Source organism: Streptomyces sp. NPDC058145 (assembly GCF_042884245.1).
Classification (GTDB): Bacteria; Actinomycetota; Actinomycetes; order Streptomycetales; family Streptomycetaceae; genus Streptomyces.
Map to the genome: position 1 here is coordinate 639,405 of NZ_JBHVUH010000001.1, position 24,123 is coordinate 663,527.

Genomic DNA, 24,123 nt, shown 5'->3' on the forward strand with positions numbered 1-24,123 from the left:
GCGGGGAGAAAGTGCCTGGGTAAAGCCCTCCCCGGCCCCTTGTCATCACATCGAGTGATTCTCTGGCCTTTGCTTGCACGGGACAACCCACGGTTGCCAGGCTGTTGCTGTCTGTACAACCTGATGGGAGTGGCCAGTGACTTTCGGTGAGCAGCCGGCGTACTTGCGTGTCGCGGGTGATCTCCGCAAGAAGATCGTCGACGGTTCACTGCCTCCTCATACCCGGCTCCCCTCCCAGGCCCGCATCCGTGAGGAGTACGGCGTCTCGGACACCGTCGCGCTGGAGGCCCGCAAGGTCCTGATGGCCGAGGGTCTGGTGGAGGGGCGCTCCGGCTCGGGGACGTATGTGCGCGAGCGGCTGGTGCCCAGGAGCGTGGCACGCTCCGGCTTCCGTCCCTCCTCGGGTGCCACGCCCTTCCGGCAGGAGCAGACCGACGCCTCGGTACGCGGCACCTGGGAGTCCAGCAGCGCGCAGACCACGGCCGGGGCCGTCATCGCCGAGCGGCTCGGCGTCGAGCCCGGCGCCCGCGTCATGCGCACGAAGTACCTGTTCAGGGAGGCGGGGGAGCCCATGATGCTCTCCACCTCCTGGGAGCCCCTCGCCGTCACCGGCCGCACCCCGGTGATGCTGCCCGAGGAGGGGCCGCTCGGCGGCATGGGAGTGGTCGAGCGGATGCGGGCCATCGACGTCATCGTGGACAACGTCACCGAGGAGGTCGGCGCCCGCCCCGGCCTCGCCGAGGAACTGCATGTCCTCGGTGGCGTCCCCGGTCATGTGGTCCTCGTCATCCAGCGCACCTACTTCGCCTCCGGCCGCCCCGTCGAGACCGCCGACGTCGTCATCCCGGCCGACCGGTACCGGGCCGCGTACCACCTGCCCGTGAAGTAGCGCACACACCGGCACACGCCGAAGGCCGGCGATCCGTCGCCCACACTGGCACCCGGTGCCGCGCCCGCCGCTGCAATCCGGCCGTTCTCCCAGGTGATCGTGGGTGCGGCCGAAATGCCCCCGCCCCACGACAACGGCACAGGGGGTGGCGCGTTCACGGTTGCGCGCCCCCTGCGTTCTGGCTGGTTGCGTACCTCTTTGTGAAAAGACGTATTCGCTCCGTGAAGGTTGGGCGTACGCTCGGGCATATGCGGACTGCGGTTTCCTTGGGCGGGGCTCGGCGGGCGCCCGAGTGCGAGGGAGGGCGGGGCGGTGCGAGAAGGAACGGTGGGGGCCATGAGTGAGGGCACGGGCGTCTCCCTGCCCTGGATCGTGATACGGCAGGACGACAACGGCAATCGCTACCGCGTGGGACGGTACGCGACCCGGGCCGAGGCCCAGAAGATCGCCGACAGCCTCGACGACCACGGACACAAGCAGCTCTACTGGGTCGAGCGCATCGCTCAGAACGGGAACGGCGTCCACAACTGACCTTCTCCGCCTTCCCGTAGGCTCCGCTCCATGACGGATCGCCCCGTGACGGACCGCATCGTGGTGGTGGGAGCCGCCCTGCTCGACACCGGCCGACTGCTCGCCGCGCGCCGCAGCGCACCCCCCGAGCTGGCCGGACGCTGGGAGCTGCCCGGTGGCAAGGTCGAGCCGGGCGAGCGGCCCGAGGACGCCCTGACGCGTGAACTGGCCGAGGAACTCGGCATCGACGCCGAGCCCGTCGAGCGGGTGCCGGGGGAGTGGCCCCTCAAGTCCCCCTACGTGCTACGGGTGTGGACCGCCCGGCTGCGCGCCGGCTCCGCCGAGCCCCGGCCCCTTCAGGACCACGACGAACTGCGCTGGCTCACCCCCGACCGGCTCTGGGAGGTGCCCTGGCTCGAGCAGGACGTCCCGGCGGTCCGCGAGGTCGCCGCCCGCCTCGCCGCGGAAACGCGCTGAGCGGAGCCCACGACTGCCGGGCGGGGCGCGGCGGAGCGGGGCCCCTACGCCGTTCGCACCACAGTGCGCCGTCCCGCGCGGTACTGCCCCCTGAATACCGGGTATGTGCCCATTAACCCCATGAAAACGGACATGGGTGGGCTCGCTGGCCTGGGAAGTGATCGGCGTGATCGACACCGATGGCGACTGCGCCGAGTGGATTTTCCCCGCGGAGCCGGGCGTCGTTCGGACCGCCCGTGGCGCGGTCCGCGGCCAACTGCGCGGCTGGGACCTCGACTGTGTCGCCGACCTCGCCGCGCTGCTGGTGAGCGAGCTGGTGACCAACTCCCTGCGGCACGCCACCGGCCCCATCGGCGTACGGCTGGTGCGGCCCGCGCGGTTCGGCGACACACTGCTCGTCGAGGTCTCCGACCCGCTCCCCGACCCGCCGCGCGAGCGTGTCGCCCAGCCCGAGGACGAGAGCGGCCGCGGCCTGCAGCTGGTGGCCGGCGCCGCGCGCCGCTGGGGAACCCGGCCCGGCGGTGGCGGAAAGACCGTCTGGTTCGAGCTGGCGGTGCCCGGCTGAGCGCGGTGTACATCCCGGCGCGCGACGTCCATCCTGCGGGGGCGCCCGACGACCGGGGCGGGGGTGCGTGATTCGAGGCCGTGTTACCTGGTTAGAAGACTGGGAGTGTTGTCGCGGCCCGGTCCGAAAAGCACCTCGACCGAGCTGTGATCGTGAACACCGTGTTGTGCGGCGCCGTAGTGCTGGATACTGCGGGCAGCCGCCCCCGGTGACCGGTGCCGGGTGCGGTGAGCTGGAGGGGACGGTTCGCGTGAGCGAGATACCAGCGAAGGCCACGGAGTCCGAGGACCCGTCGGACGGCGCGAGTGACCAGGCCGCACGCAACGCGGGCGGGCCGGGCGACGCCATGTGGCAGAGCAGCCCGCCCGGCTCCATCTACGACTACATCAGGGTCGCGTCCTTCTCCATCGGTGCCGGTGGACTGGTCGAGCAGTGGAGCCTGCGCGCCGAGCAGCTCTTCGGCATCCCCGCCGAACGCGCCGTCGGAATGGACCCGATCGAGGCCTTCGTCGACTCCGACCTGCGCGAGCGAAGCCAGCGCAAGATGGCCGAGATCCTCGACGGGCGGGAGTGGACCGGGGTGGTGCCCTTCCGGATGCCGGACGGGCCGGACGGAACCCGGGGCGACGAAGGGCTCGCCGAGGTCTACGTCATGCCCACCCGGACCGCCGAGGGCGAGCGGGCCGCCGTCTGCATCGTGGTGGACGTCCGCACCCTGCGCAGCATCGAGACGGACCTCGCGGCCTCGCAGGCGATTTTCGGTCAATCACCGTTCGGATTCCTGCTGATCGACATAGATCTGAGGGTTCGTCGGGCCAACATGCGTTTCGCCTCCATCTTCGGCGGATCCCCGGACGACCACCGGGGCAAGGGAGTTCACGACTATCTGCCGCGCGCCGAGGCGGATCGGGTTTCGGCCACGCTGCGGCGCGTGCTGGAGACCGGTGACTCCATCACCGACATGCATGTGACCGGGTTCGTCCCGGGCTCCCAGGAGCGTCGGCACTGGTCCATCAACCTCTACCGGGTGCACAGCGGCAGCGGACGCCCCATCGGCATCGCCTGGCTCGGCACCGACATCACCGCCCGCCGCGCGGCCGCCCGGGAGGCGGCGGCGGCCCGGCGCAACCTCGCCCTGCTCAACGAGGCCGGCGCCCGCATAGGCAACTCCCTCGACCTGGAGACCACGGCCCGCGAACTCCTCGACGTCGTCGTCCCCGGCTTCTGCGACCTCGCCACCGTCGACCTCTACCAGGGGCTGCTCATCGGCGACGAGACCCCGCCCGGCCTAGCCGACGGCAGCGCCGAACTGCGCCGCGTCGCCTTCGCCAGCGCCGTCTCCGACGCGCCCCTCAGCGGCTCCGGTGACGCCGTCGCGGTCGGCGCGGTCCACCACTTCCCCTTCAACTCGCCGTGTGCGGACGCCCTGCGCACCGCCCGGCCACAGCGTGTGCCGCCGGAGGACGGGGGACTCGTGCAGTCCACGCTGGCCGTGCCGATGGTCGCCCACGACACCGTCGTCGGACTCGCGCGGTTCGCCCGTACGAAGGGCAGCGAGCCGTTCGGCGACCGGGACCGGGACCTCGCGGTCGAACTGGCCGCACGCGCCGCCGTCTGCATCGACAACGCCCGCCTGTACCGCCGCGAGCACGAGCGGGCGCTGATACTCCAGCGCTCCCTGCTCCCGCCCGGCGACCCGGAGGCCTCCGGCCTCGACATCGCCTGCCGCTACCTGCCCGGAAACGCGGCCACCGAGGTCGGCGGTGACTGGTTCGACGTCATAGAACTCCCCGGTCACCGCACCGCGCTGGTCGTCGGCGACGTCATGGGGCGCGGGCTGCGCGCGGCGGTCGCGATGGGCGAACTGCGCACGGCCGTACGCACCCTGGCGCTGCTGGACCTCGAACCGGCCGAGGTGCTCTCCGCGCTGGACGAGATCGCCCGCGGCCTCGGCACCCCCGGGGGCGTCCAGCAGGCCACCCGCGCCGCGCGCCAGCCCCGCGACGCCGACCTCTCCGAGGTCTACCTCGCGACCTGTGTGTACGCCGTCTACGACTCCGTCACCAGGCGCTGTACGTTCGCCAACGCCGGGCACCTGCCGCCGGTGCTGGTGGAGCCCGGCGAGGCGGCCCTGATGCTCGACGTGCCGCCCGGGATGCCGCTCGGTGTGGGCGGCGAGCCGTTCGAGGAGGTGGAGGTCGAACTGCCGGAGGGCGCGCTGCTCGCCCTCTACACGGACGGCCTGGTCGAGTCCCGCCACCACCCCCTCGACGAGGGCCTCCAGGCCTTCGTGGGCGCGCTCACCGATCCCTCCCGGCCCCTGGAGGACGTCTGCGACCACGTCCTGAACACCCTCGACACCCACCACGGCGAGGACGACATCGCGCTGCTGATGGCCCGGGTCCAGGGGCTGCCCGCCGAGTCCGTCGGCGACTGGACGCTGCCGCGCGAGCCGCGCAGCGTGGGGCGGGCCCGTGAGTACGCCCGGGCACAGCTGGTCGGCTGGGGCCTTGAGCCGCTGGTCGACACGACGGAGTTGCTGGTCAGCGAGCTGGTGACGAACGCGCTGCGCTACGGTGAGGGCGAGATCAGACTGCGGTTGCTGCTGGACCGGACCCTGGTGTGCGAGGTGTGGGACTCCGGTCTCGTGCAACCGCGGCGACGCCGGGCCCGGGACACGGACGAGGGCGGCCGCGGCCTGCAACTCGTCGGGCTGCTCAGCGCGGCCTGGGGCTCACGGCGCACGCCACGCGGAAAGACGGTGTGGTTCGAACTCCCCCTCCCCGGCGGCGAAACCGGCCTGACCGACCCGGCGGAGGCCCTGCTCAGCCTCTTCTGAGAACCCGGGCGCGTCACGGCAGGCGGGGCCGGGAGCGGGGCTGGAGGTCCTCTGGCGGGCTCAGCCTCTGCCGAAGGGTGGCGGCAGGCGCGTCACGGCATGTGGCGGCGGGAGCGGGTCTGGGGGCCGCCGAAGCTTGTCGGGGGGCCGCCGTCCGGGTCCTCGGCCAGGAGGATGCCGCCGAGGACGGCGCCGGTGAGGCCGGTGGCGTGGCCGTCGGCGAACGGGTTGCCGTGGGCGCGCACGTCCAGCTCGGCCAGTTCCCGGGCCTGCCCGGCGAGCACGTCCGCCTCGGCGCCCGAGCCCAGGGCCCGCACCGCCTGCGCCAGCCGGGCCCGTGCCGGTGCGCCCACCGCCCCCCGGTGCACCGCGACGAAGTCCTCCGTGGCGTCGACCGCGCCGCGCGACACGAGCAGCGCGGCGGCCTCCAGCACCCCGGACCGCCCCGCCTCCAGACGTTCCACGGCCCGCGTGATCCGGCGCAGCGCGTCCAGCGGGTCGTACGGGCCGCCGGTCAGCTCGGCGCGCACGGCGGCCGGCGCGGCGTCGGCGTGCGCGAGCCGGGCCCGCAGCTCACCGCCGGTCAGGGAGGTGCGCCCGCCCTCCTTCCGTACCCCGGCGATCTCCGCCTCCGCGCCGGTCAGCGCGGCCGGCACCAGCGCGGCCGCCTCCCGCAGCCGGGCCGCGAGCCGTTCCACCCCGCCCACCAGGACGCCTGCCTGGGTGATACCGCCCTCGGCGGCGCGCAACTGCCGGGCCGCCCGCGACAGCTCGCCCGAGTCGGCTGCCTGCCGCGCCTCGTTGAGCCGCTCGGTGGCGAACACCAGCCGGTCCTTGGCCTGTTCGACATACCCGGTGACGGGTGCGCCCGCCGAGGGCGCGTACCGCTCCCGCAGCCCGGCCGCCGTCGCCTGCGCCGCCGCCGTCCGCGCGGCCAGCTCACGAAACCGCGCCTCCGCGACCTCCAGGGCCGCGCTCACCCCCTGCTCCAGCCCGCGCAGCCGGTCCAGCCCCGCCGCCTCGGCGTCCAGCCGCCGTCCCGCCTCCGCACACCGCCCGACCACCCCCACCAGTGCCTGCCGCCGGGCCGTCGCGTCCGCCGGAACACCCTCCTCGTAGCGCCGCCACATCGCGAACGCGGCCGACAGCTCGGTCTCCGCGGCCCGCAGGGCATGCGCGAACGGCTCGACCGCCTCCGCCCCCAACAGCTCCTCGACGTAGGAGAGTTCCTCCCTGCTGCCCCGCACGCAGTCGTCGGCCAGCACCAGCGCGGCGCGGGCCTGCCGCTCGCTCTCGGCCGGAGTGGGCACGGGTGGCGCCGCCGGCACCACACCCGGTGTGGTGCGGGTCCGGGCCCGCCGGGTGCGCCGCAGATACCCGTAACCTGCCAGCACCCCGGCCGCGCCGAGGACGGCGAGCGGCAGCACGAGGTCGGTCGTGGAGGTCTCGTCCTGCCGCGGTGCGGCGGAGCCGGCGACCGGTCCGACCGGAGCTGCGGGAACCGGATCACCGCCCCCCGCCGTCATCACCGGCAACACCAGCCACCCGGTTCCCACGAGCGCACCGGCCGCGGCGAGCGCTAGGCGCGCCCGTACGGGCGCGCGGGTGCGCCGGGGCCGGCCGCGGATCGGGGAGCGCGTCACATTTCGGAGCGTATGGGCAGGTGGGCGCCCGCGCGAGTGGGGCGGACGCGGCTGGGGGAACGCGATGACAGGGGGTCGGAATGAGCACGGCACGGCACGACCGGGAGACGGAACCGGACCAGGAGACACCGCAAGGGCAGGCCCCCGAGGACCGGCCCGCGCCCGGCGACGGCAAAAACCCCGGACGCCGCCGCCTGCGCCGCGTCCTGATCGCGGTCCTCCTGGCCCTGACCCTGCCCCTCCTCACCGCCGAGACGGCCCTCCGCCTCAACTACACCGGCACCCCGGCACCCGGTACCCTCACCCGCCACAAGGACGCCCTCTGGCTGGGCCACGCCTGGGTGGACGGTCGCAAGACCGACGCGGACGTCAAGGCCCTCGCCGACCGCCTCCGGGGCACCGGCATCCGCGACCTGTACGTCCACTCCGGACCCCTGGAGCACGACGGCACGCTCCCGAAGTCGGCGTACAAAAGGGCGGGTTGGCTCATCGCGGCCGTACACCGGGAACTCCCCGGCGTCCGGGTCCAGGCCTGGCTCGGCGACGTGCTGGCCAGCGAGGGCCCCTATGGCCTGCACCTGGAGCGCGCCGCCACCCGCGAGGCGATCGTCGAATCGACCCGCGGCATCCTCGCCGCCGGCTTCGAGGGCGCCCACTTCGACCTGGAGCCCCTCCACTCCGGCGACCGCGACTACCTCTCCCTCCTCGACGACCTGCGCGCCCTCACCCGCGCCCACCACGCCCTGCTCTCCGTCGCCGCCCACCAGATCGACCCGCTGCCCGGGTTCCACTCCTTCTGGGGCACGACCACCGGCCACCCCAAGTGGTGGTCGCAGGCCTACTTCGGGCAGGTGGCCCGCCGCGTGGACCAGATCGCCGTGATGTCGTACGACACCATGCAGCCGCTGCAGAGCCTGTACGGCGGCTATGTGGCCCAGCAGACCAGCCTCGCCCTGGAGGTCACACCCAGGACCACCGACCTGCTCATGGGCCTGCCCTTCTACCACGAGAACCGCTTCGGCCACTGGGCCCACGCCGAGACCGTCCCGGCCGCCGTCCGCGGCGTCCGCCTCGGCCTGTCCCGCACCGACGCCGGCCGCACCCGCTTCGGCGTCGCCCTGTACGTGGACTTCGCGGCCACCGAGGACGACTGGACCGCGTACCGGAATGACTGGGCGCGGCGGTAGTGCCGCCCGCTACGAGGAGCGTCTCCTGATCTTCGACCCGAGCCACACCAGCGGGTCGTACTTGCGGTCGACGGCGCGTTCCTTCAACGGGATCAGGGCGTTGTCCGTGATCCGGATGCCCTCCGGGCAGACCTCCGTGCAGCACTTGGTGATGTTGCAGTAGCCGAGGCCGTGCTCGTCCTGGGCCGTGCGCCCGCGGTCCAGGCCTTTCTCGGCGGCCGCGTCCAGCGGGTGCATGTCCAGTTCCGCGATGCGCATCAGGAAGCGCGGGCCGGCGTACGCCCGCTTGTTCTCCTCGTGGTCGCGCACGACGTGACAGACGTCCTGGCACAGGAAGCACTCGATGCACTTGCGGAACTCCTGCGAGCGCTCCACGTCCTCCTGCGACATGCGGTACTCGCCGGGGCCCAGCCCGGCCGGCGGCACGAACGCCGGGACCTCCCTGGCCTTGCGGTAGTTGTAGCCGACGTCCGTCACCAGGTCCCGGACCACCGGGAAGGCCCGCAGCGGGGTGACGGTGATCGTCTCGTCCCGGTCGAACACCGACATGCGGGTCATGCACAGCAGCCGGGGCCGCCCGTTGATCTCCGCCGAGCAGGAACCGCACTTGCCCGCCTTGCAGTTCCAGCGCACCGCGAGATCCGGGGCCTGGGTGGCCTGGAGGCGGTGCACGATGTCGAGCACCACCTCGCCGTCGTTGACCTCGACCGTGAAGTCCGCCAGGCCACCGCCGCTCACATCGCCCCGCCACACCTTGAAGCGGGCCTCGTAGCTGCTCACTCGTACAGCTCCTCTTCGGCGAGGTACTTGACCAGCTCCTCCTTCTCGAAGAGGGCGAGCAGGTCCGGGCGGACGGGTTCGGTGGTCGCCCGGGTGAGCCGGATCTGGCTCCGGGCGGGATCGGTACCGGCGAGGGTTCCACCGGGGTCGGCGAGCGCGCACAGCAGGTTCACGTTGCGCCAGCCGCGGTCCATCGCGGGGTGGTCCTCACGGGTGTGCCCGCCGCGCGACTCGGTGCGCTCCAGGGCGGCCCGCGCCACACACTCGCTGACCAGCAGCATGTTCCTGAGGTCGAGGGCCAGGTGCCAGCCCGGGTTGAACTGGCGGTGCCCCTCGACACCGGCCCGCCGGGCCCGCACCCGCAGCTCGGCCAGCTTGTGCAGGGCCTGCTCCATCTCGCCCTCGCGGCGGATGATGCCGACCAGGTCGTTCATCGTCTGCTGGAGCTCCTGGTGCAGGGTGTACGGGTTCTCCGGGGGGCCCGCCTCACCTTCCGTCTGCGCGGAGAACGGGCGCAGGGCCTCCGCGGACGCCGTGTTGACCTGGGCGTCGTCGACCCGCGGACGCCGGTCCGCCAGTCCCTGCGCGTACTCGGCCGCGTGCCAGCCGGCCCGGCGCCCGAACACCAGCAGGTCGGACAGCGAGTTGCCGCCGAGCCGGTTGGAGCCGTGCATGCCGCCGGCGACCTCACCGGCCGCGAACAGCCCCGGCACCCCGCGCGCCGCCGCCGTGTCGGACTCGACGGCGATGCCGCCCATCACGTAGTGACAGGTCGGCCCGACCTCCATCGCCTCCGCCGTGATGTCGACGTCCGCCAGCTCCTTGAACTGGTGGTACATCGACGGCAGCCGGCGCCGGACGACCTCGGCGGGCATGCGCGTGGACACGTCCAGGAAGACCCCGCCGTGCGGCGAGCCGCGGCCCTCCTTCACCTCGGAGTTGATCGCCCGGGCCACCTCGTCGCGGGGCAGCAGCTCGGGAGGCCGGCGGTTGTGGTCGGGGTCGTCGTACCACCGGTCGGCTTCCTCCTCCGACTCGGCGTACTTCTCCTTGAACACATCCGGGACGTAGTCGAACATGAACCGCTTGTCCTCGGAGTTGCGCAGCACCCCGCCGTCCCCGCGCACCGATTCGGTGACGAGGATGCCCTTGACCGACGGCGGCCAGACCATGCCGGTCGGGTGGAACTGCACGAACTCCATGTTCAGCAGCGGCGCCCCGGCCAGCAGCGCGAGGGCGTGCCCGTCACCGGTGTACTCCCACGAGTTCGAGGTGACCTTGAACGACTTGCCGATCCCGCCGGTCGCGACGACCACGGCGGGGGCCTCGAGGACGAAGAACCGCCCGGTCTCGCGCTCGTAGCCGAAGACGCCGCAGACCTGACCCGCGGCGGAGCCGCTGTCGGATGCCGTGTCCTTGAGGATCCGCGTGACCGTGCACTCCTGGAACACCTTCAACCGGGACTCGTGGTCCCCGGTCTCCCGGGCGTCTTCCTGCTGGAGCGAGACGATCTTCTGCTGAAGGGTGCGGATCAGCTCGAGGCCCGTACGGTCGCCGACGTGCGCGAGCCGCGGGTACTCGTGGCCGCCGAAGTTGCGCTGCGAGATCCGGCCGTCCTTCGTCCGGTCGAACAGCGCGCCCCAGGTCTCCAGCTCCCACACCCGGTCCGGTGCCTCCCGGGCGTGCAGTTCGGCCATCCGCCACTGGTTGAGGAACTTCCCGCCGCGCATCGTGTCGCGGAAGTGGACCTGCCAGGTGTCGTGCTCGTTCGCGTTGGCCATCGCCGCCGCGATGCCGCCCTCGGCCATCACCGTGTGCGCCTTGCCGAACAGCGACTTGCAGATCACCGCCGTACGGGCGCCCCGCTCGCGCGCCTCGATCGCGGCGCGCAACCCGGCGCCCCCGGCACCGACCACGACGACGTCCCACTCCTGCCGGTCGACCACGGACATCAATCAGTCCCTCACTGGAGTCACTAGAAGAAGCGCGGATCGTCGAAGACACCGGACGCGACGAGATAGACGTAGAAGTCGGCGAGCGCGACGCTCACCAGGGACGCCCAGGCGAGCAGCATGTGGTGGGCGTTCAGCCGCCCGACGAACTGCCACGCGCGGTAGCGCACGGGGTGCCTCGAGAAGTGCTTGAGCTTGCCGCCGACGATGTGCCGGCAGGAGTGGCAGGAGATCGTGTACGCCCAGATCAGCAAGATGTTGGCCAGGAAGACCAGGGTGCCGAGGCCCATGTGGCCCCAGCGGTAGTGCGGGTCCCGGAAGGACAGCACGGTGTCGTAGGTCAGCACGCCGGCGACCAGCAGGGCGGCGTAGAAGAAGTAGCGGTGGACGTTCTGCAGGATCAGCGGGAAGCGGCTCTCGCCGGTGTACCCGCGGTGCGGCTCGGCCACCGCGCAGGCGGGCGGGGACGCCCAGAAGCTGCGGTAGTACGCCTTGCGGTAGTAGTAGCAGGTCAGGCGGAAGCCGAGCGGGAAGATCAGGATGATGATCGCCGGGGAGATGCCCCACCAGCTCCCGAAGATCTCCGCGTTCGGCCCGGCGCGCATGGTGTGGCAGTTCTCCGCCAGGCAGGGCGAGTAGAACGGGGAGACGTACGGCGCCGCGTAGTAGTCCGTGTTCGAGAACGCCCGCCAGGTCGAGTAGACGACGAAGGCGAGCAGACCGGCCGCGGTGACGGCGGGCGCCAGCCACCAGCGGTCGGTCCGCAGATGCGGTGCGGCGATCGCGGCGCGCGTACCGCCGCGCACGCCACCGCTGTCCGGTTGGGATTCCGTACCAGTAGCCAAGACGGGACTCCGGTCGGTTCGGGGGTGTCAGGGAGCGTGCCGGTCGCGAGCGCCCAGACCCTCGTCGTCGGAGTCCGTCCACAGGCTGATGTCGTACGGCGTGTCGGAGATGGTGACGAGGTCGGGCCGGTTCGGGGCGGCCGGGTGGTTCGCCGCCTCGCGCAGCAGCCCGAGGCTGTCGCGCAGATGGTCGGCGTCCATCCGGACCCGGCGCATCTCCAGGCCACCGCTGTCGAGCTGCTGCTCCAGGCGTCCGATCGACCGGTGCAGTTCGTCCAGGCAGCGCTGGACGGATGTCAGTTCGTCGTGCACGGACATGACTTGCCCTCACTTCCGCGGGTCTGCGGGCCCTGGGCGGCGACGTTCATGCGCCTTGGAGTGTTGCGCGTCACACCTGGTGCTGTGAAGAGATGTGCACCGATTGGCCGAGGCGTACGGATGCACTTTCGGTGTATTGCGCCGCACGGGTGGGGTTCGTGTCCGTTGCCGCCGTGTCGCCCGCTGTTGCCGGATCCTTTCCTCTTCAGTGGGTGCATAGATCTGATCAGCTCCATATACCGCCAAAAGTGATCATAACGCCCGCGGCTCCCCGGAGGTAGCAGAGATGTCCCACCACGGCGTCGGCCTGCGCGCGGTCCTGCGCCCGGCCGCCTTCCTCACCGCGGGCGCCCTAGCGGTGCCGCTCCTGGCCGGCTGCGGTTCCGACGAGGAGGCGAGCCGCCCCCTGGCCGGGCAGGACATCGGCCTCGTCGCCCGCGACAAGGTCACCGACGGCGGCACGCTGAAGTGGGCCGTGGACGCCGTGCCGGAGACCCTGAACACCTATCAGGCCGACGCCGACGCGGGCACCACCCGCGTCGCGCAGGCGGTGCTGCCGTCGATGTTCCGGTCCGACGCGAACGGCCGGCCGGTGGCGAACCCGGCCTATCTGGAGTCCGCCAAGGTCATCGAGACCGAGCCGCGCCAGGTCGTGCTGTACAAGCTGAACCAGCAGGCGGTGTGGAGCGACGGCCGGGAGATCGGCGCCGCCGACTTCGCCGCCCAGTGGCGCGCCCTGTCCGGCAAGGACAGCGCCTACTGGACCGCCCGCAACGCCGGCTACGACCGCATCGAGAAGATCGAGCGCGGCTCCGGCGACCTCCAGGTCCGGGTCACCTTCTCCCGCCCCTACGCCGACTGGAAGTCGTTGTTCTCCCCGCTGTACCCGAAGGACGTCATGGGCACCCCGGACGCCTTCAACGACGGCGCCCGCCGGAAGCTGAACGTCACCGCGGGCCCCTTCAAGGTGGAGAAGGTCGACACCGCCAAGAAGGACGTCGTCCTCACCCGCAACCCCCGCTGGTGGGGCAGTCCCGCCAAGCTGAACGAGCTGGTGCTGCACGCGGTGGACCGCGACAAACGGGTGTCCGCGCTCGCCGACGGAACCGTGCAGCTCGCCGACATCGACTCCGCCGACGCCGAGCGGATCAAGGCGGCCTCCGGCTCGGGCGGCTCCCCGCTGCGGGGCGGCGGCAAGACCTCCGCGAGCAAACTGCGGTCCTGGGCGCTGGCACACGGCTTCGACGCCGAGCAGGTGAAGGTCGGCAAGAAGAAGCTGCGCAAGGCGATCACGCGGTATCTGGAACAGCAGCAGGAACTGCGCGCCTTCGGCGTCCGCAAGTCGCTGGAGCCCGCCTACACCCAGCTCGCTCTCAACGGCGCCGGGGGCATGCTCGCCGACGAGCGGGTCCGCCGGGCCGTCGCGCGGGCCCTCGACCGCGAGGAACTGGCCAAGGCCGTGCTGACCCCGCTCGGCCTGCCCGCCGTGCCGGTCGGCAGCCACCTCGCCCTGTCCGGGCAGGACGCCTACGCCGACGGCAGCGGCGCCCTGGGCGGCCCGGACGTCAAAGAGGCACAGGCGCTGCTCACGGACGCCGGCTGGGTGGCCGGCGGACCGGTGAAGGAGCAGAAGCAGGCCGAGAAGGCGGCCGGCGCCGAGCCCGGCAAGGGCGACAAGCAGAAGAAGTCCGACGGCGGCAAGGACGGCGAGTACATCGTCGGCGAGGACGACAAGGCCAAGCAGCACGAGTCGGCCGAGGAGCGGCGGGAGAAGGGCGACGAGGGCGGCAGGCACCTCGCCCAGGACGGCAGGCAGTACTCCGACAAGGACCTGAAGCAGGGCGGTGCGCCGGGCGCCTACGCCCCGCAGGGCACCGCCGCCCCGGCCGGCGCCGTGACCGCGCCGCTGGCCAAGGACGGCAAGGCCCTCGACCTGCGCTTCGTGCTTCCCTCGGGGCCGGGATCCGAGACGCTGGACACCGTCGCCGCCCGGATCTCGGCGATGCTGTCGAAGGTCGGCATCCGCACGACGATCACCAAGGTCTCGGACGAGAGCTACTTCAAGGACCACATCGCCTCCGGCGACTACGACCTCGCCCTGTACTCGTGGCCCTCCTCCGCCTTCCCCGCCACCGACGCCCGGCCGATCTACGGCAAGCCGATCCCGGCCGCCGACGGCTCGGTGAACATCGAGCAGAACTACACCCGGGTCGGCACCGACCAGGTCGACCAGCTCTTCGACCAGGCCGCGGCGACGCTGGACGAGGGCGAGGCGCGCGACCTGATCCGCAAGGCGGACTCCCGTATCTGGGCCGCGGCCGCCTCCATCCCGCTCTACCAGCGGCCCGAGCTGGTCGGCGTGCGCAAGGACGTGGTCAACGCGGGCGCGTTCGGCTTCCGTACACCGGTGTACGAGGACATGGGTTTCCTGAAGAAGGGCGCGAAGATCGCACCCGGCCCGACCGCCACGAAGTGAGGCCCGGCCCATCCGGCCGGTGAACCGGAACCCGTCCGGAACGTGAACCCGAGCCGTCCGGCACCCGGCCCCGTGGCCCTGCGGAGGCCTTCACCCGCGGGGCCACGTACCATGGGGTGAGGCCGTGGCGTGTCCAGCCCGGCAGGGCCCGCGCATCAGCAAGACGTCCGCGCAGGGCAATCCTCATACTCCGGGAGTACGCCGCACCATGGCTGTGACTGCAACGCGTCACGACATCCGCAACGTCGCCATCGTCGCCCACGTCGACCACGGCAAGACGACCATCGTCGACGGCATGCTGAAGCAGGCCGGCGCGTTCGCCGCCCACCAGCTCGAAGGCGTCGACGACCGCATGATGGACTCGAACGACCTGGAGCGTGAGAAGGGCATCACGATCCTGGCCAAGAACACGGCGGTCAAGTACCACCCGAAGGCCGGCGGGGACCCGATCACCATCAACATCATCGACACCCCCGGCCACGCCGACTTCGGTGGTGAGGTCGAGCGCGGTCTGTCGATGGTCGACGGCGTGGTGCTCCTCGTCGACGCCTCCGAGGGCCCGCTGCCGCAGACCCGCTTCGTGCTGCGCAAGGCCCTCCAGCAGCGCCTGCCCGTCATCCTGTGCATCAACAAGACGGACCGCCCGGACTCCCGGATCGACGAGGTCGTCAACGAGACGTACGACCTCTTCCTGGACCTGGACGCGGACGAGGACCAGATCGAGTTCCCGATCGTCTACGCCTGCGGCCGCGACGGTATCGCCTCGCTGACCAAGCCGGACGACGGCACGGTCCCGGCCGACAGCGACAGCCTGGAGCCGTTCTTCTCCACGATCCTGGAGCACATCCCGGCCCCCACGTACGACGAGGAGGGCCCGCTCCAGGCCCACGTCACCAACCTCGACGCCGACAACTTCCTCGGCCGTATCGCGCTGCTCCGCGTCGAGCAGGGCGAGCTGCGCAAGGGCCAGACGGTCGCCTGGATCAAGCGCGACGGGTCCGTCAGCAACGTGCGCATCACCGAGCTGATGATGACCGAGGCGCTCACCCGCAAGCCCGCCGAGAAGGCCGGCCCCGGTGACATCTGCGCCGTCGCCGGCATCCCCGACATCATGATCGGCGAGACGCTGGCCGACCCCGAGAACCCGGTCCCGCTGCCGCTGATCACGGTGGACGAGCCCGCGATCTCGATGACGATCGGTACGAACACCTCGCCGCTGGTCGGCCGGGGCGGCACCGGCAAGGGCGCCGACGCGAAGGCGGCCGTCAAGGACCGCAAGGTCACCGCGCGCCAGGTCAAGGACCGCCTGGACCGCGAGCTGATCGGCAACGTCTCGCTGCGGGTGCTGGAGACCGAGCGCCCGGACGCCTGGGAGGTCCAGGGCCGTGGTGAGCTGGCGCTCGCCATCCTGGTCGAGCAGATGCGCCGCGAGGGTTACGAGCTGACCGTCGGCAAGCCGCAGGTCGTCACCAAGGATGTCGACGGCAAGACCTACGAGCCGGTCGAGCGCATGACGATCGACGTGCCCGAGGAGCACATGGGCGCCGTCACGCAGCTCATGGGCGTGCGCAAGGGCCGGATGGACAACATGTCCAACCACGGCTCGGGCTGGGTCCGCATGGAGTTCGTCGTGCCGTCCCGCGGTCTCATCGGCTTCCGCACCGAGTTCCTCACCCAGACCCGCGGCACGGGCATCGGCCACTCCATCCACGAGGGCTTCGAGCCCTGGTTCGGCGCCCTGACGACCCGCAACAACGGCTCCCTGGTCGCCGACCGTGCCGGTGCCGTCACCGCCTTCGCGATGACGAACCTCCAGGAGCGCGGTGTGCTCTTCACCGAGCCGGGCACCGAGGTGTACGAGGGCATGATCGTCGGTGAGAACTCGCGCTCCGACGACATGGACGTGAACATCACCAAGGAGAAGAAGCTCACGAACATGCGGTCCTCGTCGGCCGACTCGTTCGAGGCGATCGTGCCGCCGCGCAAGCTCTCCCTGGAGCAGTCGCTGGAGTTCTGCCGCGACGACGAGTGCGTCGAGGTGACCCCCGAGGCGGTTCGCATCCGCAAGGTGAACCTGGACGCCCGCGAGCGCGCCCGCGCCGCGAGCCGCGCCAAGCACGGCTGACGCCGACGCCCCAAGCCCGTGGAACCCGGCCCTCCGCCATCTGGAGGGCCGGGCTTTCGGTTTGTATGTCCGGACCCCGCACGGGTAGCGACACCGTGACCGGTTCGCCCGGACAGCCGCCGGTACCGAGTGTTCGGATACCGGGGACAAGCGCGTCAAGTTTCGGACATGTAACGAAAAAAAAGTAACGAGCTGTCCGATTTGCCGAGAACCCACTGACCGTGTCAAGCGCGCACAGGTGTCGATCTCTGCAATTTTTGCTCAAAATAATGACGGTAGGGAGATCCCTATGTCTTCCGCCCTTGACGCGCGTTGAACGCATTGGCGAAAGTTCCCCCAAACCGCAGAACTCTCCGGTATCTGCGCTGCGCTCAGCTCTCCAACCCCCCGGGGGAAGAACTCACATGTCCAGTCCTGCCAAGGCTGAAGGCTCCGGGCCGTCGGTTGCCCTGGAGCCAGAACTCGAGCCGGCACCTGCGCCCGCCAAGGGCGAGACCACGCTCGAGGGTCGCTCTCCCGGCCAGTTGATGTGGCAGCGCTTCAAGCGTGACCGTACCGGTGTCGTCTGTGCGGCGATAGTGATTTTGTACTTCGTCGTGGCGGTCGCCGCGCCGCTGCTGACGAAGATCAGCGGGACGGACCCGTACACCCTGTACGGCCAGGACCCGACCTACCAGAGCACCCCGGTCCTCGACGACTTCGGTCTGCCGCTCGGTTACTTCGGCGGCCTGTCCGGGGCGCACTGGTTCGGCGTCGAGCCGCAGTACGGCCGCGACGTGTTCGCGATGCTGGTGTACGGCATGCGCACCTCGCTGTACATGGCGGTGGGCATCACGGTCCTGATGATGGTCACGGGTATCGTCCTCGGTCTGATCGGCGGCTACTTCGGCGGCAGGACCGACTACTGGATCGGCCGCGTCACCGACTTCTTCCTCGCCTTCCCGCAGCAGCTGTTCTTCATCGCCTTCATGCCCGTGGTGACCGCGTTCTTCGTGGACCCGCGCGAGGAGACGCCCACGTACCTCCGTGCGGTGGCGATGCTCATCGTGCTCTGGCTCCTGGGCTGGATGGGCATGGCACGTCTGGTGCGCTCGACCGTGCTGTCACTGCGCGAGCGGGAGTTCGTGGAGGCCGCCAAGGTCTCCGGCGCCTCGCCCTGGCGGATCGTCCGCAAGGAGATCCTGCCGAACGTGGTGACTCCCATCCTGGTGCAGTTCACGTACACGCTGCCCAGCACCATCCTCACCATCGCGTTCCTGTCCTTCGCCGGGGTCGGCTTCGTCGAGCCCACCCCGGACTGGGGAAAGCTGTTCGCCAACGGTGCCAAGTACACCGAGCAGGACCCGGCGTTCCTCTTCTTCCCCGGTCTGGCGCTGGTGATCTTCGTCCTGGCCTTCAACCTCCTCGGAGACTCAGTGCGGGACGCGTTCGACCCCAAGTCCGGACGGTAGTTCGTCCAACCGGTGGGGGATGACTGCCACCCCCGATTCGGCCTACCAGCCGCGTCAGGCAGTACTCAGGAAATATCAAACCGACAGGTAGGTGCATTCGCCTCATGAAGTCGTTCAGCTCGCGCAGAGCGCAGGCCATCGTCGTCGCCCTCGCGGCCGGCTCCCTCGTGCTCACCGGGTGCTCCGAGAACAAGGGGGGCAACGGCGGTCAGGACTCCAAGAAGGACCAGCAGCAGGCCTCCGTCCAGTCGAAGGCGGTCACCTACGCCGACGCCGCCGGCTCCACCGGTCCGGCCGAGGACGTCCCCGGTGCCCAGAGCGGCGGCACCATCACGGTCTACCAGGAGGCGGGCCTCTCGCACCTGGACCCGGGCCAGACCTACGTCTCCGACGCCGGTCAGGTCGCCAACCTGCTGTTCCGTCGCCTGACCCAGTTCAAGGAGGACGGCAAGGGCGGCGTCTCGGTCGTGGGTGACATCGCGACCGACGCGGGCAAGATGTCGGACGGCGGCAAGACCTGGACGTTCACCCTCAAGGACGGCGTCAAGGACGCCAAGGGCAACGCCATCACGTCCGCCGACGTCCGCCACACCGTCGAGCGCCAGTTCGCGAAGTTCATCTTCGACGGCCCGCCCTACCTGCACGACTGGCTGGCCGGCAAGAAGTACACGGGCAAGTACCGCGAGCTGCTGCCCGGCGGCGGCTTCGACGGCAAGCACCTGCCGAAGTCCGTCCTGGACACCCCGGACGACAAGACCGTCGTCTTCCACTTCGACCAGGCCCGCCCGGACCTGCCGCAGACGCTGGCCATGGCCGGCTACGCGATCGTCCCCACGAAGGACGACACCAAGGAGAAGTACGACACGGCTCCGGTCGCCACCGGCCCGTACAAGATCCAGTCGTACAAGAACGGCAAGTCCATGGTGCTCGTCAAGAACACCAACTGGGACCCGAAGACCGACTCCGTGCGTCACCAGTACGTCGACGGCTGGAACTTCCAGTTCGGCGTGACCGAGTCGACCCAGACCAAGCGTCTGATCGCCGACCAGGGCAACGACAAGAACGCCATCCAGCTCACCGGCGGTGTCGAGGCCACGCAGATCCAGGACGTCATCAAGAACCCGGCCGTCAGCAAGCGCACGGTCAAGGGCTACCAGCCCTACGTGATGCAGCTGTCGTTCAACCTGGACCGCGTGAAGAACCTGAAGGTCCGCCAGGCCATCACCTACGCCGTCAACTCCAAGTCGCTCATCGCCGGTGAGGGTGGTGTCTACGGCGGTGACGTGGCCCCGAACTACTTCGCCCCGACCCTGCCGGGCTACGAGGCCAAGTACGACCCCTACGGCCGTCTGAAGACGCCGCAGGGCAACCTCGCCAAGGCCAAGGAGCTCCTCAAGGGCGTCCCGGCGGCCGACAAGAAGGTCGTCTTCGCCTACGGCAACAGCGAGAACGGCCAGAAGCGCAAGGTCGCCATCGAGGACGCCCTCTCCAAGGTCGGCTTCAACGTCGTCTCCAAGGAGGTCGACGCGGCGAGCTACTACGAGCAGATCGGCAAGCTCGACAACCCGTACGACATGTACGTCACGGGCTGGGGTCAGGACTGGCCGAGTGCCTCCACCGTCATCACCCCGGTCTACGACGGCACGCAGGTCGCGGACGGTTCGCCGAACTACTCGCACATCAAGGACCCGAAGGTCGACGCCCTCATCCAGAAGGCTCTGACCCAGAAGCCGACCGAGGCCGCGGCCACCTGGAAGGAAGCCCAGCACTACATGCTGGAGAAGATCGTTCCGGCGGCTCCGCTGTGGTACACCAAGCAGTTCCAGCTCTCGGGCTCCAACGTGGGCGGCGCCCGCTACGGGTCGGTGTCGAGCCTCATCGACATCAACCAGCTGTACCTGAAGAAGTCGTAACTCTCTACGGCTGAACGCGGGGACGCGCACCAGGCGGAGCGCGTCCCCGCACCTCCGTGAAACCTCCCTTTCGTCTCCGCAGAGAGCAGCCCTCCCGCCATGCTTCAGTTCATCCTCCGGCGCACGGTCGGTGCCGTCGTCACTCTGTTCCTCATCGGCGCCGTCACGTTCTTCCTGTTCGTGGCCGCGCCCTCCGACTACGCCTCCCTGGCCTGTGGCAAGGACTGCTCTCCTCAGCGACTGGAGGACATCCGCCAGGCCCTCGGTCTCGACCTCCCCATCACCCAGCAGTTCTGGGACTTCATGTCCGGCATCTTCGTCGGCCGTGACTTCCCGACCGGTCACTGCAGCGCCCCGTGCCTCGGTCAGTCGTTCTACTCGGGCGACATGGTCTGGTCGACGATCACCGACCGCTTCCCGACCACGCTGACCCTCACCGCCGGCGGTGCGGTCGTCTTCCTCGTGATCGGTGTGGGAGCCGGCATGATCGCCGCGTACCGGCGCGGCTCCCTGGTCGACAAGGTCGCCACCGGCGCCTCGATGGTGCTGAGCTCGTTCCAGATCTACCTCCTCGGCCCGATCGTCCTGTGGATCTTCGTCTACAGCACCGGCTGGATGGAGAACCCCGCGTACGTCCCCATCACCAAGGACCCCTGGGGCTGGTTCGTCGGCATGCTGCTGCCGACGCTGGTGATGGCCAGCATCTTCACCGCCCAGTACACCCGTATGGCGCGCTCCTCCATGATCGAGCAGCTCGCCGAGGAGCACGTGCGCACCGCCCGCGCCAAGGGCATGTCGCGCAGGTACGTCTTCTTCCGCTACGCCTGGCGTGGCGCGCTCATCCCGATCGTCACCGTCCTCGGCATCGACCTGAGCAGCATGCTCGGCGGTGCCGTCGTCACCGAGCTGACCTTCTCCCTGCAGGGCATCGGTCGCCTGGCCGTGGACGGCGCGATCCACAAGGACCTCCCCATGACCATGGGCGTCATGCTGTTCGGTGCCTTCTTCATCCTGATCTTCAACATCCTCACCGACATCGCGTACGCCTGGATCGATCCGCGCGTCCGGCTCTCCTAGGAAGAACGAACCACCGTGACCACACTGACCAAGACCGAGGACGCGTCGGCCCCGACCGGTCCGGAGAGCTTCCTCTCGGTGCGCGATCTGAAGGTGCAGTTCTCCACCGAGGACGGCATCGTCAAGGCGGTCGACGGCCTCTCCTTCGACGTCGAGCGCGGCAAGACCCTGGGCATCGTCGGCGAGTCCGGCTCCGGCAAGTCCGTCACCAACCTGACGGTCCTGGGCCTGCACAACCCGCGAACCTCCACCATCGACGGCGAGATCGTCCTCGACGGCAAGGAACTCGTCACCGCCAGTGAGCGGGAGCTCGAGCGGCTCCGCGGCAACAAGATGGCGATGATCTTCCAGGACCCGCTGACCGCGCTGTCGCCGTTCTACACGGTGGGTCGCCAGCTGTCCGAGCCGTTCATGAAGCACCGCGGCGCCTCCAAGAAGGAGGCCAAGGACCGGGCCATCCAGATGCTGGAGAAGGTCGGCATCCCGCAGCCCAAGATCCGCTTCGACGACTACCCGCACCAGTTCTCCGGCGGTATGCGCCAGCGCGCGATGATCGCCATGGCGCTGATGTGCGACCCCGAGCTGCTGATCGCCGACGAGCCGACCACCGCGCTCGACGTGACGGTGCAGGCGCAGATCCTCGACCTGCTGAAGGACCTCCAGCAGGAGTTCGGCTCCGCGATCATCTTCATCACCCACGACCTCGGCGTCATCTCCCACATGGCCGACGACCTGCTGGTGATGTACGCGGGCCGGGCCGTGGAGCGCGGCAGCGTCCGCGAGGTGCTGCACGAGCCGAAGCACCCCTACACCTGGGGCCTGCTCAGCTCGATGCCGCGCCTGGACAGCGACCTCGACCAGCACCTGACGCCGATCCCCGGCAGCCCGCCCTCGCTGCTCAACCCGCCCGCCGGGTGCCGCTTCCACCCGCGCTGCGCGTTCAAGGAAGAAGTGCAGGGCAACCTCTGCTCGGAGGTGCGGCCACCGCTGGGCGAGGGTCGCGCGGCCGCGTGCCACCTCACGGCCGAGCAGAAGCAGACCATCTTCATCGACAAGATCCAGCCCCGGCTGCGCTAGGGAGAACTGAGACATGAGCGACAACCTCACCCTCCCCGCACCGCAGGGCACCTCCGGCACCCCGGCGGAGGCGCTGCTCGAGGTCAAGGGCCTCACGAAGCACTTCCCGATCTACGGCGGCTTCCCGATCAAGCGGAAGGTCGGCGCGGTGCAGGCCGTCGACGGCATCGACCTGACGGTCGGTTTCGGCGAGAGCGTCGGTCTGGTCGGCGAGTCCGGCTGCGGCAAGTCGACCACGGGCCGGCTCATCACCCGGCTGCTGGAGCCGACCGCCGGCTCGATCACCTACGCCGGGCAGGACATCACGCACGCCTCGCGCCGGCAGATCGCGCCCGTGCGGTCCGAGATCCAGATGATCTTCCAGGACCCGTACTCCTCGCTGAACCCGCGGCAGACCGTCGGCTCGATCATCAAGGCGCCGATGGAGGTCAACGGGATCGAGCCGGAGGGCGGCCGGGAGAAGAAGGTCCGGGAGCTGCTGGAGCTCGTCGGCCTGAACCCGGAGCACTACAACCGCTTCCCGCACGAGTTCTCCGGCGGTCAGCGTCAGCGCATCGGCGTCGCCCGCGCGCTGGCCCTGAACCCGAAGCTGATCGTGGCGGACGAGCCGGTCTCCGCGCTGGACGTGTCCATCCAGGCGCAGGTGGTGAACCTGCTCCAGGAGGTCCAGCGGGAACTGGGCATCGCCTTCCTGTTCATCGCCCACGACCTCGCCGTGGTGCGGCACTTCTCGCAGCGCGTCGCGGTGATGTACCTCGGCAAGATCGTCGAGGTCGGTGACCGTGAGTCGATCTACAACGGGCCGCGTCACCCCTACACGCACGCCCTGCTGTCGGCCGTGCCGGAGGTCGGCGTCGACGGGGAGAGCGCCGACCGGGAGCGGATCCGGCTCTCCGGCGACGTCCCCTCGCCGATCCACCCGCCGTCCGGCTGCCGCTTCCGCACCCGGTGCTGGAAGGCGCAGGACAAGTGCGCGACGGAGGAGCCGCCGCTGGTGCAGCTCTCCGGCAACCGTGACGGCCACCTGACGGCCTGCCACTTCCCGGAGGACCCGACGACCGAGGCCCGTGACGCGGACATCGTCATGGACCCGGCGCTGGTGGCGCTGGAGGAGAGCGACACCCCGGAGGTCTAGGAAGCCGCCCGGGTGGTCCAGGTGGCCGCCCGGGCCACGGTGATGATCTCGGGGCCGGCGGGGGTCAGTGGCCCCCGCCGCCAGTCCCCGTAGCGCTCGGCGACGGTCAGTCCGGCCTCGCCCAGGAAGTCGTCCAGGGCGTCGGTGCCGAGGAACCGCAGGGTGCTGCGGCACACCAGCGGCCGGTCCCACCGCGCGCCCGCATAGGTCTCCGTGAACCCGAGCCGGTCCCCGACGGGGGCCGGCTCGGCGTCGTGCCACACCTTCACGAGGCCGCCGTCCCCGTCGGGGATCTCGTACACCTTCTCCGGCGTCCAGCGCTCCCAGGCGCGGGCCGCCGGATTCCGCGTCTCGAAGACGAACCGGCCGCCGTCGGACAGCGCCCGACGCACCCCGCGCAGACAACCGCGCACGTCCTCGTCGCCGAGCAGTTCCTGGAAGGCGTGACCGGTCATCACGACCAGGTCGAACGCCTGCTCCCAGCGGTGCGTCGTGAAATCCCCGAGCACCCATTCGCCCTCCGGTGCCGCCCGCCGCGCCTGTACGAGCATGGCGGCGGCCGGATCCAGGCCGGTGAGCCGGCCCCGGTGGCCCGCGTCCCGGGCCGCGCGCAGCAGCCGTCCGGTCCCGCAGCCGACGTCCAGGACCGTCTCCGCCTCCATGACGAGCCCCAGATAGAAGTCGTCGGCTGGGCCCCAGGCGTTCAACCTGTCGTACAGCGAAGCGAGTTCCACGTCGGCGAATACGCGATCGACCATGCCGTGAGTCTGCCTGCTGATCCGTCGATCAGTAAGGGGATCGGGGAATCCGCCGCGGTGCGCGAGTTTTATATGTCTTTTCATGTGATATGTCTGATTCTGTATC

19 protein-coding genes are annotated in these 24,123 nt (G+C 70.2%); 13 read left to right on the forward strand and 6 right to left on the reverse strand.

Annotated elements, in window-relative coordinates; genetic code table 11:
* Positions 1-136: 136 nt before the first annotated feature.
* The 5 genes from ACFVVO_RS02995 (at position 137) to ACFVVO_RS03015 (ending at position 5,280) form a co-directional block, all read left to right on the forward strand.
* Complete coding sequence (locus ACFVVO_RS02995) at positions 137-889, forward strand: GntR family transcriptional regulator (protein WP_390051204.1); 753 nt, start codon at positions 137-139, stop codon at positions 887-889.
* Positions 890-1,225: 336 nt separating this feature from the next.
* The gene (locus ACFVVO_RS03000) at positions 1,226-1,420 is read left to right on the forward strand and encodes an SPOR domain-containing protein (protein ID WP_390051205.1); all 195 of its coding nucleotides are present in this window, start codon (positions 1,226-1,228) and stop codon (positions 1,418-1,420) included.
* Between the two features lie 30 nt (positions 1,421-1,450).
* Positions 1,451-1,876, forward strand: coding sequence for a (deoxy)nucleoside triphosphate pyrophosphohydrolase (locus ACFVVO_RS03005; protein ID WP_390051206.1), 426 nt, complete (start codon positions 1,451-1,453; stop codon positions 1,874-1,876).
* A gap of 136 nt (positions 1,877-2,012) precedes the next feature.
* Complete coding sequence (locus ACFVVO_RS03010) at positions 2,013-2,441, forward strand: ATP-binding protein (protein ID WP_390051207.1); 429 nt, start codon at positions 2,013-2,015, stop codon at positions 2,439-2,441.
* Between the two features lie 250 nt (positions 2,442-2,691).
* A complete protein-coding gene (locus ACFVVO_RS03015) occupies positions 2,692-5,280 on the forward strand; it encodes a SpoIIE family protein phosphatase (RefSeq protein WP_390051208.1) in 2,589 nt (862 codons plus the stop codon).
* A 92-nt stretch (positions 5,281-5,372) separates the two neighbouring features.
* Here ACFVVO_RS03015 and ACFVVO_RS03020 read toward each other — a convergent pair whose 3' ends face one another.
* Entirely contained in the window at positions 5,373-6,923 is a 1,551-nt protein-coding gene (locus ACFVVO_RS03020; RefSeq protein WP_390051209.1) for a hypothetical protein, read from the reverse strand.
* Positions 6,924-7,003: 80 nt separating this feature from the next.
* Here ACFVVO_RS03020 and ACFVVO_RS03025 point away from each other — a divergent pair, with 80 nt between their 5' ends.
* Positions 7,004-8,110, forward strand: coding sequence for a hypothetical protein (locus tag ACFVVO_RS03025; RefSeq protein WP_390051210.1), 1,107 nt, complete (start codon positions 7,004-7,006; stop codon positions 8,108-8,110).
* A 9-nt stretch (positions 8,111-8,119) separates the two neighbouring features.
* Here ACFVVO_RS03025 and ACFVVO_RS03030 read toward each other — a convergent pair whose 3' ends face one another.
* The 4 genes from ACFVVO_RS03030 to ACFVVO_RS03045 are packed head-to-tail and all read right to left on the reverse strand — an operon-like array spanning position 8,120 to position 12,005.
* Positions 8,120-8,890 (reverse strand): succinate dehydrogenase/fumarate reductase iron-sulfur subunit, encoded by a 771-nt coding sequence (locus ACFVVO_RS03030; protein WP_390051211.1) that lies wholly within the window; start codon positions 8,888-8,890, stop codon positions 8,120-8,122.
* Positions 8,887-10,842, reverse strand: coding sequence for a fumarate reductase/succinate dehydrogenase flavoprotein subunit (locus ACFVVO_RS03035; RefSeq protein WP_390051212.1), 1,956 nt, complete (start codon positions 10,840-10,842; stop codon positions 8,887-8,889). Before ACFVVO_RS03035 ends, ACFVVO_RS03030 begins: the two co-directional genes overlap by 4 nt.
* A gap of 23 nt (positions 10,843-10,865) precedes the next feature.
* The gene (locus tag ACFVVO_RS03040) at positions 10,866-11,687 is read right to left on the reverse strand and encodes a hypothetical protein (RefSeq protein WP_390051213.1); all 822 of its coding nucleotides are present in this window, start codon (positions 11,685-11,687) and stop codon (positions 10,866-10,868) included.
* A gap of 27 nt (positions 11,688-11,714) precedes the next feature.
* Positions 11,715-12,005 carry a hypothetical protein gene (locus ACFVVO_RS03045; RefSeq protein WP_390051214.1) on the reverse strand — a complete coding sequence of 97 codons (291 nt, stop codon included), beginning with the start codon at positions 12,003-12,005 and terminating at the stop codon, positions 11,715-11,717.
* 286 nt (positions 12,006-12,291) lie between these two features.
* Between ACFVVO_RS03045 and ACFVVO_RS03050 the strand changes: the two genes are divergently transcribed.
* The 7 genes from ACFVVO_RS03050 to ACFVVO_RS03080 all read left to right on the forward strand — a co-directional run bounded on the left by ACFVVO_RS03050 (position 12,292) and on the right by ACFVVO_RS03080 (position 23,259).
* The gene (locus tag ACFVVO_RS03050) at positions 12,292-14,481 is read left to right on the forward strand and encodes an ABC transporter family substrate-binding protein (protein ID WP_390051215.1); all 2,190 of its coding nucleotides are present in this window, start codon (positions 12,292-12,294) and stop codon (positions 14,479-14,481) included.
* 208 nt (positions 14,482-14,689) lie between these two features.
* Positions 14,690-16,606 (forward strand): translational GTPase TypA, encoded by a 1,917-nt coding sequence (gene typA, locus ACFVVO_RS03055; RefSeq protein ID WP_390051216.1) that lies wholly within the window; start codon positions 14,690-14,692, stop codon positions 16,604-16,606.
* 404 nt (positions 16,607-17,010) lie between these two features.
* Positions 17,011-18,057, forward strand: coding sequence for an ABC transporter permease (locus ACFVVO_RS03060; RefSeq protein ID WP_390051217.1), 1,047 nt, complete (start codon positions 17,011-17,013; stop codon positions 18,055-18,057).
* Positions 18,058-18,161: 104 nt separating this feature from the next.
* Entirely contained in the window at positions 18,162-19,970 is a 1,809-nt protein-coding gene (locus ACFVVO_RS03065) for an ABC transporter substrate-binding protein (protein WP_390051218.1), read from the forward strand.
* Positions 19,971-20,069: 99 nt separating this feature from the next.
* Positions 20,070-21,047, forward strand: a complete 978-nt coding sequence (locus ACFVVO_RS03070; RefSeq protein ID WP_390051219.1) for an ABC transporter permease — start codon at positions 20,070-20,072, stop codon at positions 21,045-21,047.
* A 15-nt stretch (positions 21,048-21,062) separates the two neighbouring features.
* A complete protein-coding gene (locus ACFVVO_RS03075) occupies positions 21,063-22,124 on the forward strand; it encodes an ABC transporter ATP-binding protein (protein WP_390051220.1) in 1,062 nt (353 codons plus the stop codon).
* 13 nt (positions 22,125-22,137) lie between these two features.
* A complete protein-coding gene (locus ACFVVO_RS03080; RefSeq protein ID WP_390051221.1) occupies positions 22,138-23,259 on the forward strand; it encodes an ABC transporter ATP-binding protein in 1,122 nt (373 codons plus the stop codon).
* Here the strand turns inward: ACFVVO_RS03080 and ACFVVO_RS03085 are convergent.
* Entirely contained in the window at positions 23,256-24,017 is a 762-nt protein-coding gene (locus ACFVVO_RS03085; RefSeq protein ID WP_390051222.1) for a class I SAM-dependent methyltransferase, read from the reverse strand. The two genes, ACFVVO_RS03080 and ACFVVO_RS03085, sit on opposite strands and share 4 nt — an antisense overlap.
* Positions 24,018-24,123: the final 106 nt, after the last annotated feature.

Bases quoted from the DNA above. Each gene is read 5' to 3' on its own strand.
- ACFVVO_RS03060 (WP_390051217.1), top strand. From the start codon at position 17,011: ATGTCCAGTCCTGCCAAGGCTGAAGGCTCCGGGCCGTCGGTTGCCCTG.
- ACFVVO_RS03080 (WP_390051221.1), top strand. From the start codon at position 22,138: ATGAGCGACAACCTCACCCTCCCCGCACCGCAGGGCACCTCCGGCACC.
- ACFVVO_RS03085 (WP_390051222.1), bottom strand. From the start codon at position 24,017: ATGGTCGATCGCGTATTCGCCGACGTGGAACTCGCTTCGCTGTACGAC.
- ACFVVO_RS03045 (WP_390051214.1), bottom strand. From the start codon at position 12,005: ATGTCCGTGCACGACGAACTGACATCCGTCCAGCGCTGCCTGGACGAA.
- ACFVVO_RS03000 (WP_390051205.1), top strand. From the start codon at position 1,226: ATGAGTGAGGGCACGGGCGTCTCCCTGCCCTGGATCGTGATACGGCAG.
- ACFVVO_RS03065 (WP_390051218.1), top strand. From the start codon at position 18,162: ATGAAGTCGTTCAGCTCGCGCAGAGCGCAGGCCATCGTCGTCGCCCTC.
- ACFVVO_RS03070 (WP_390051219.1), top strand. From the start codon at position 20,070: ATGCTTCAGTTCATCCTCCGGCGCACGGTCGGTGCCGTCGTCACTCTG.
- ACFVVO_RS03005 (WP_390051206.1), top strand. From the start codon at position 1,451: ATGACGGATCGCCCCGTGACGGACCGCATCGTGGTGGTGGGAGCCGCC.
- ACFVVO_RS03035 (WP_390051212.1), bottom strand. From the start codon at position 10,842: ATGTCCGTGGTCGACCGGCAGGAGTGGGACGTCGTCGTGGTCGGTGCC.
- ACFVVO_RS03050 (WP_390051215.1), top strand. From the start codon at position 12,292: ATGTCCCACCACGGCGTCGGCCTGCGCGCGGTCCTGCGCCCGGCCGCC.
- typA (WP_390051216.1), top strand. From the start codon at position 14,690: ATGGCTGTGACTGCAACGCGTCACGACATCCGCAACGTCGCCATCGTC.
- ACFVVO_RS03025 (WP_390051210.1), top strand. From the start codon at position 7,004: ATGAGCACGGCACGGCACGACCGGGAGACGGAACCGGACCAGGAGACA.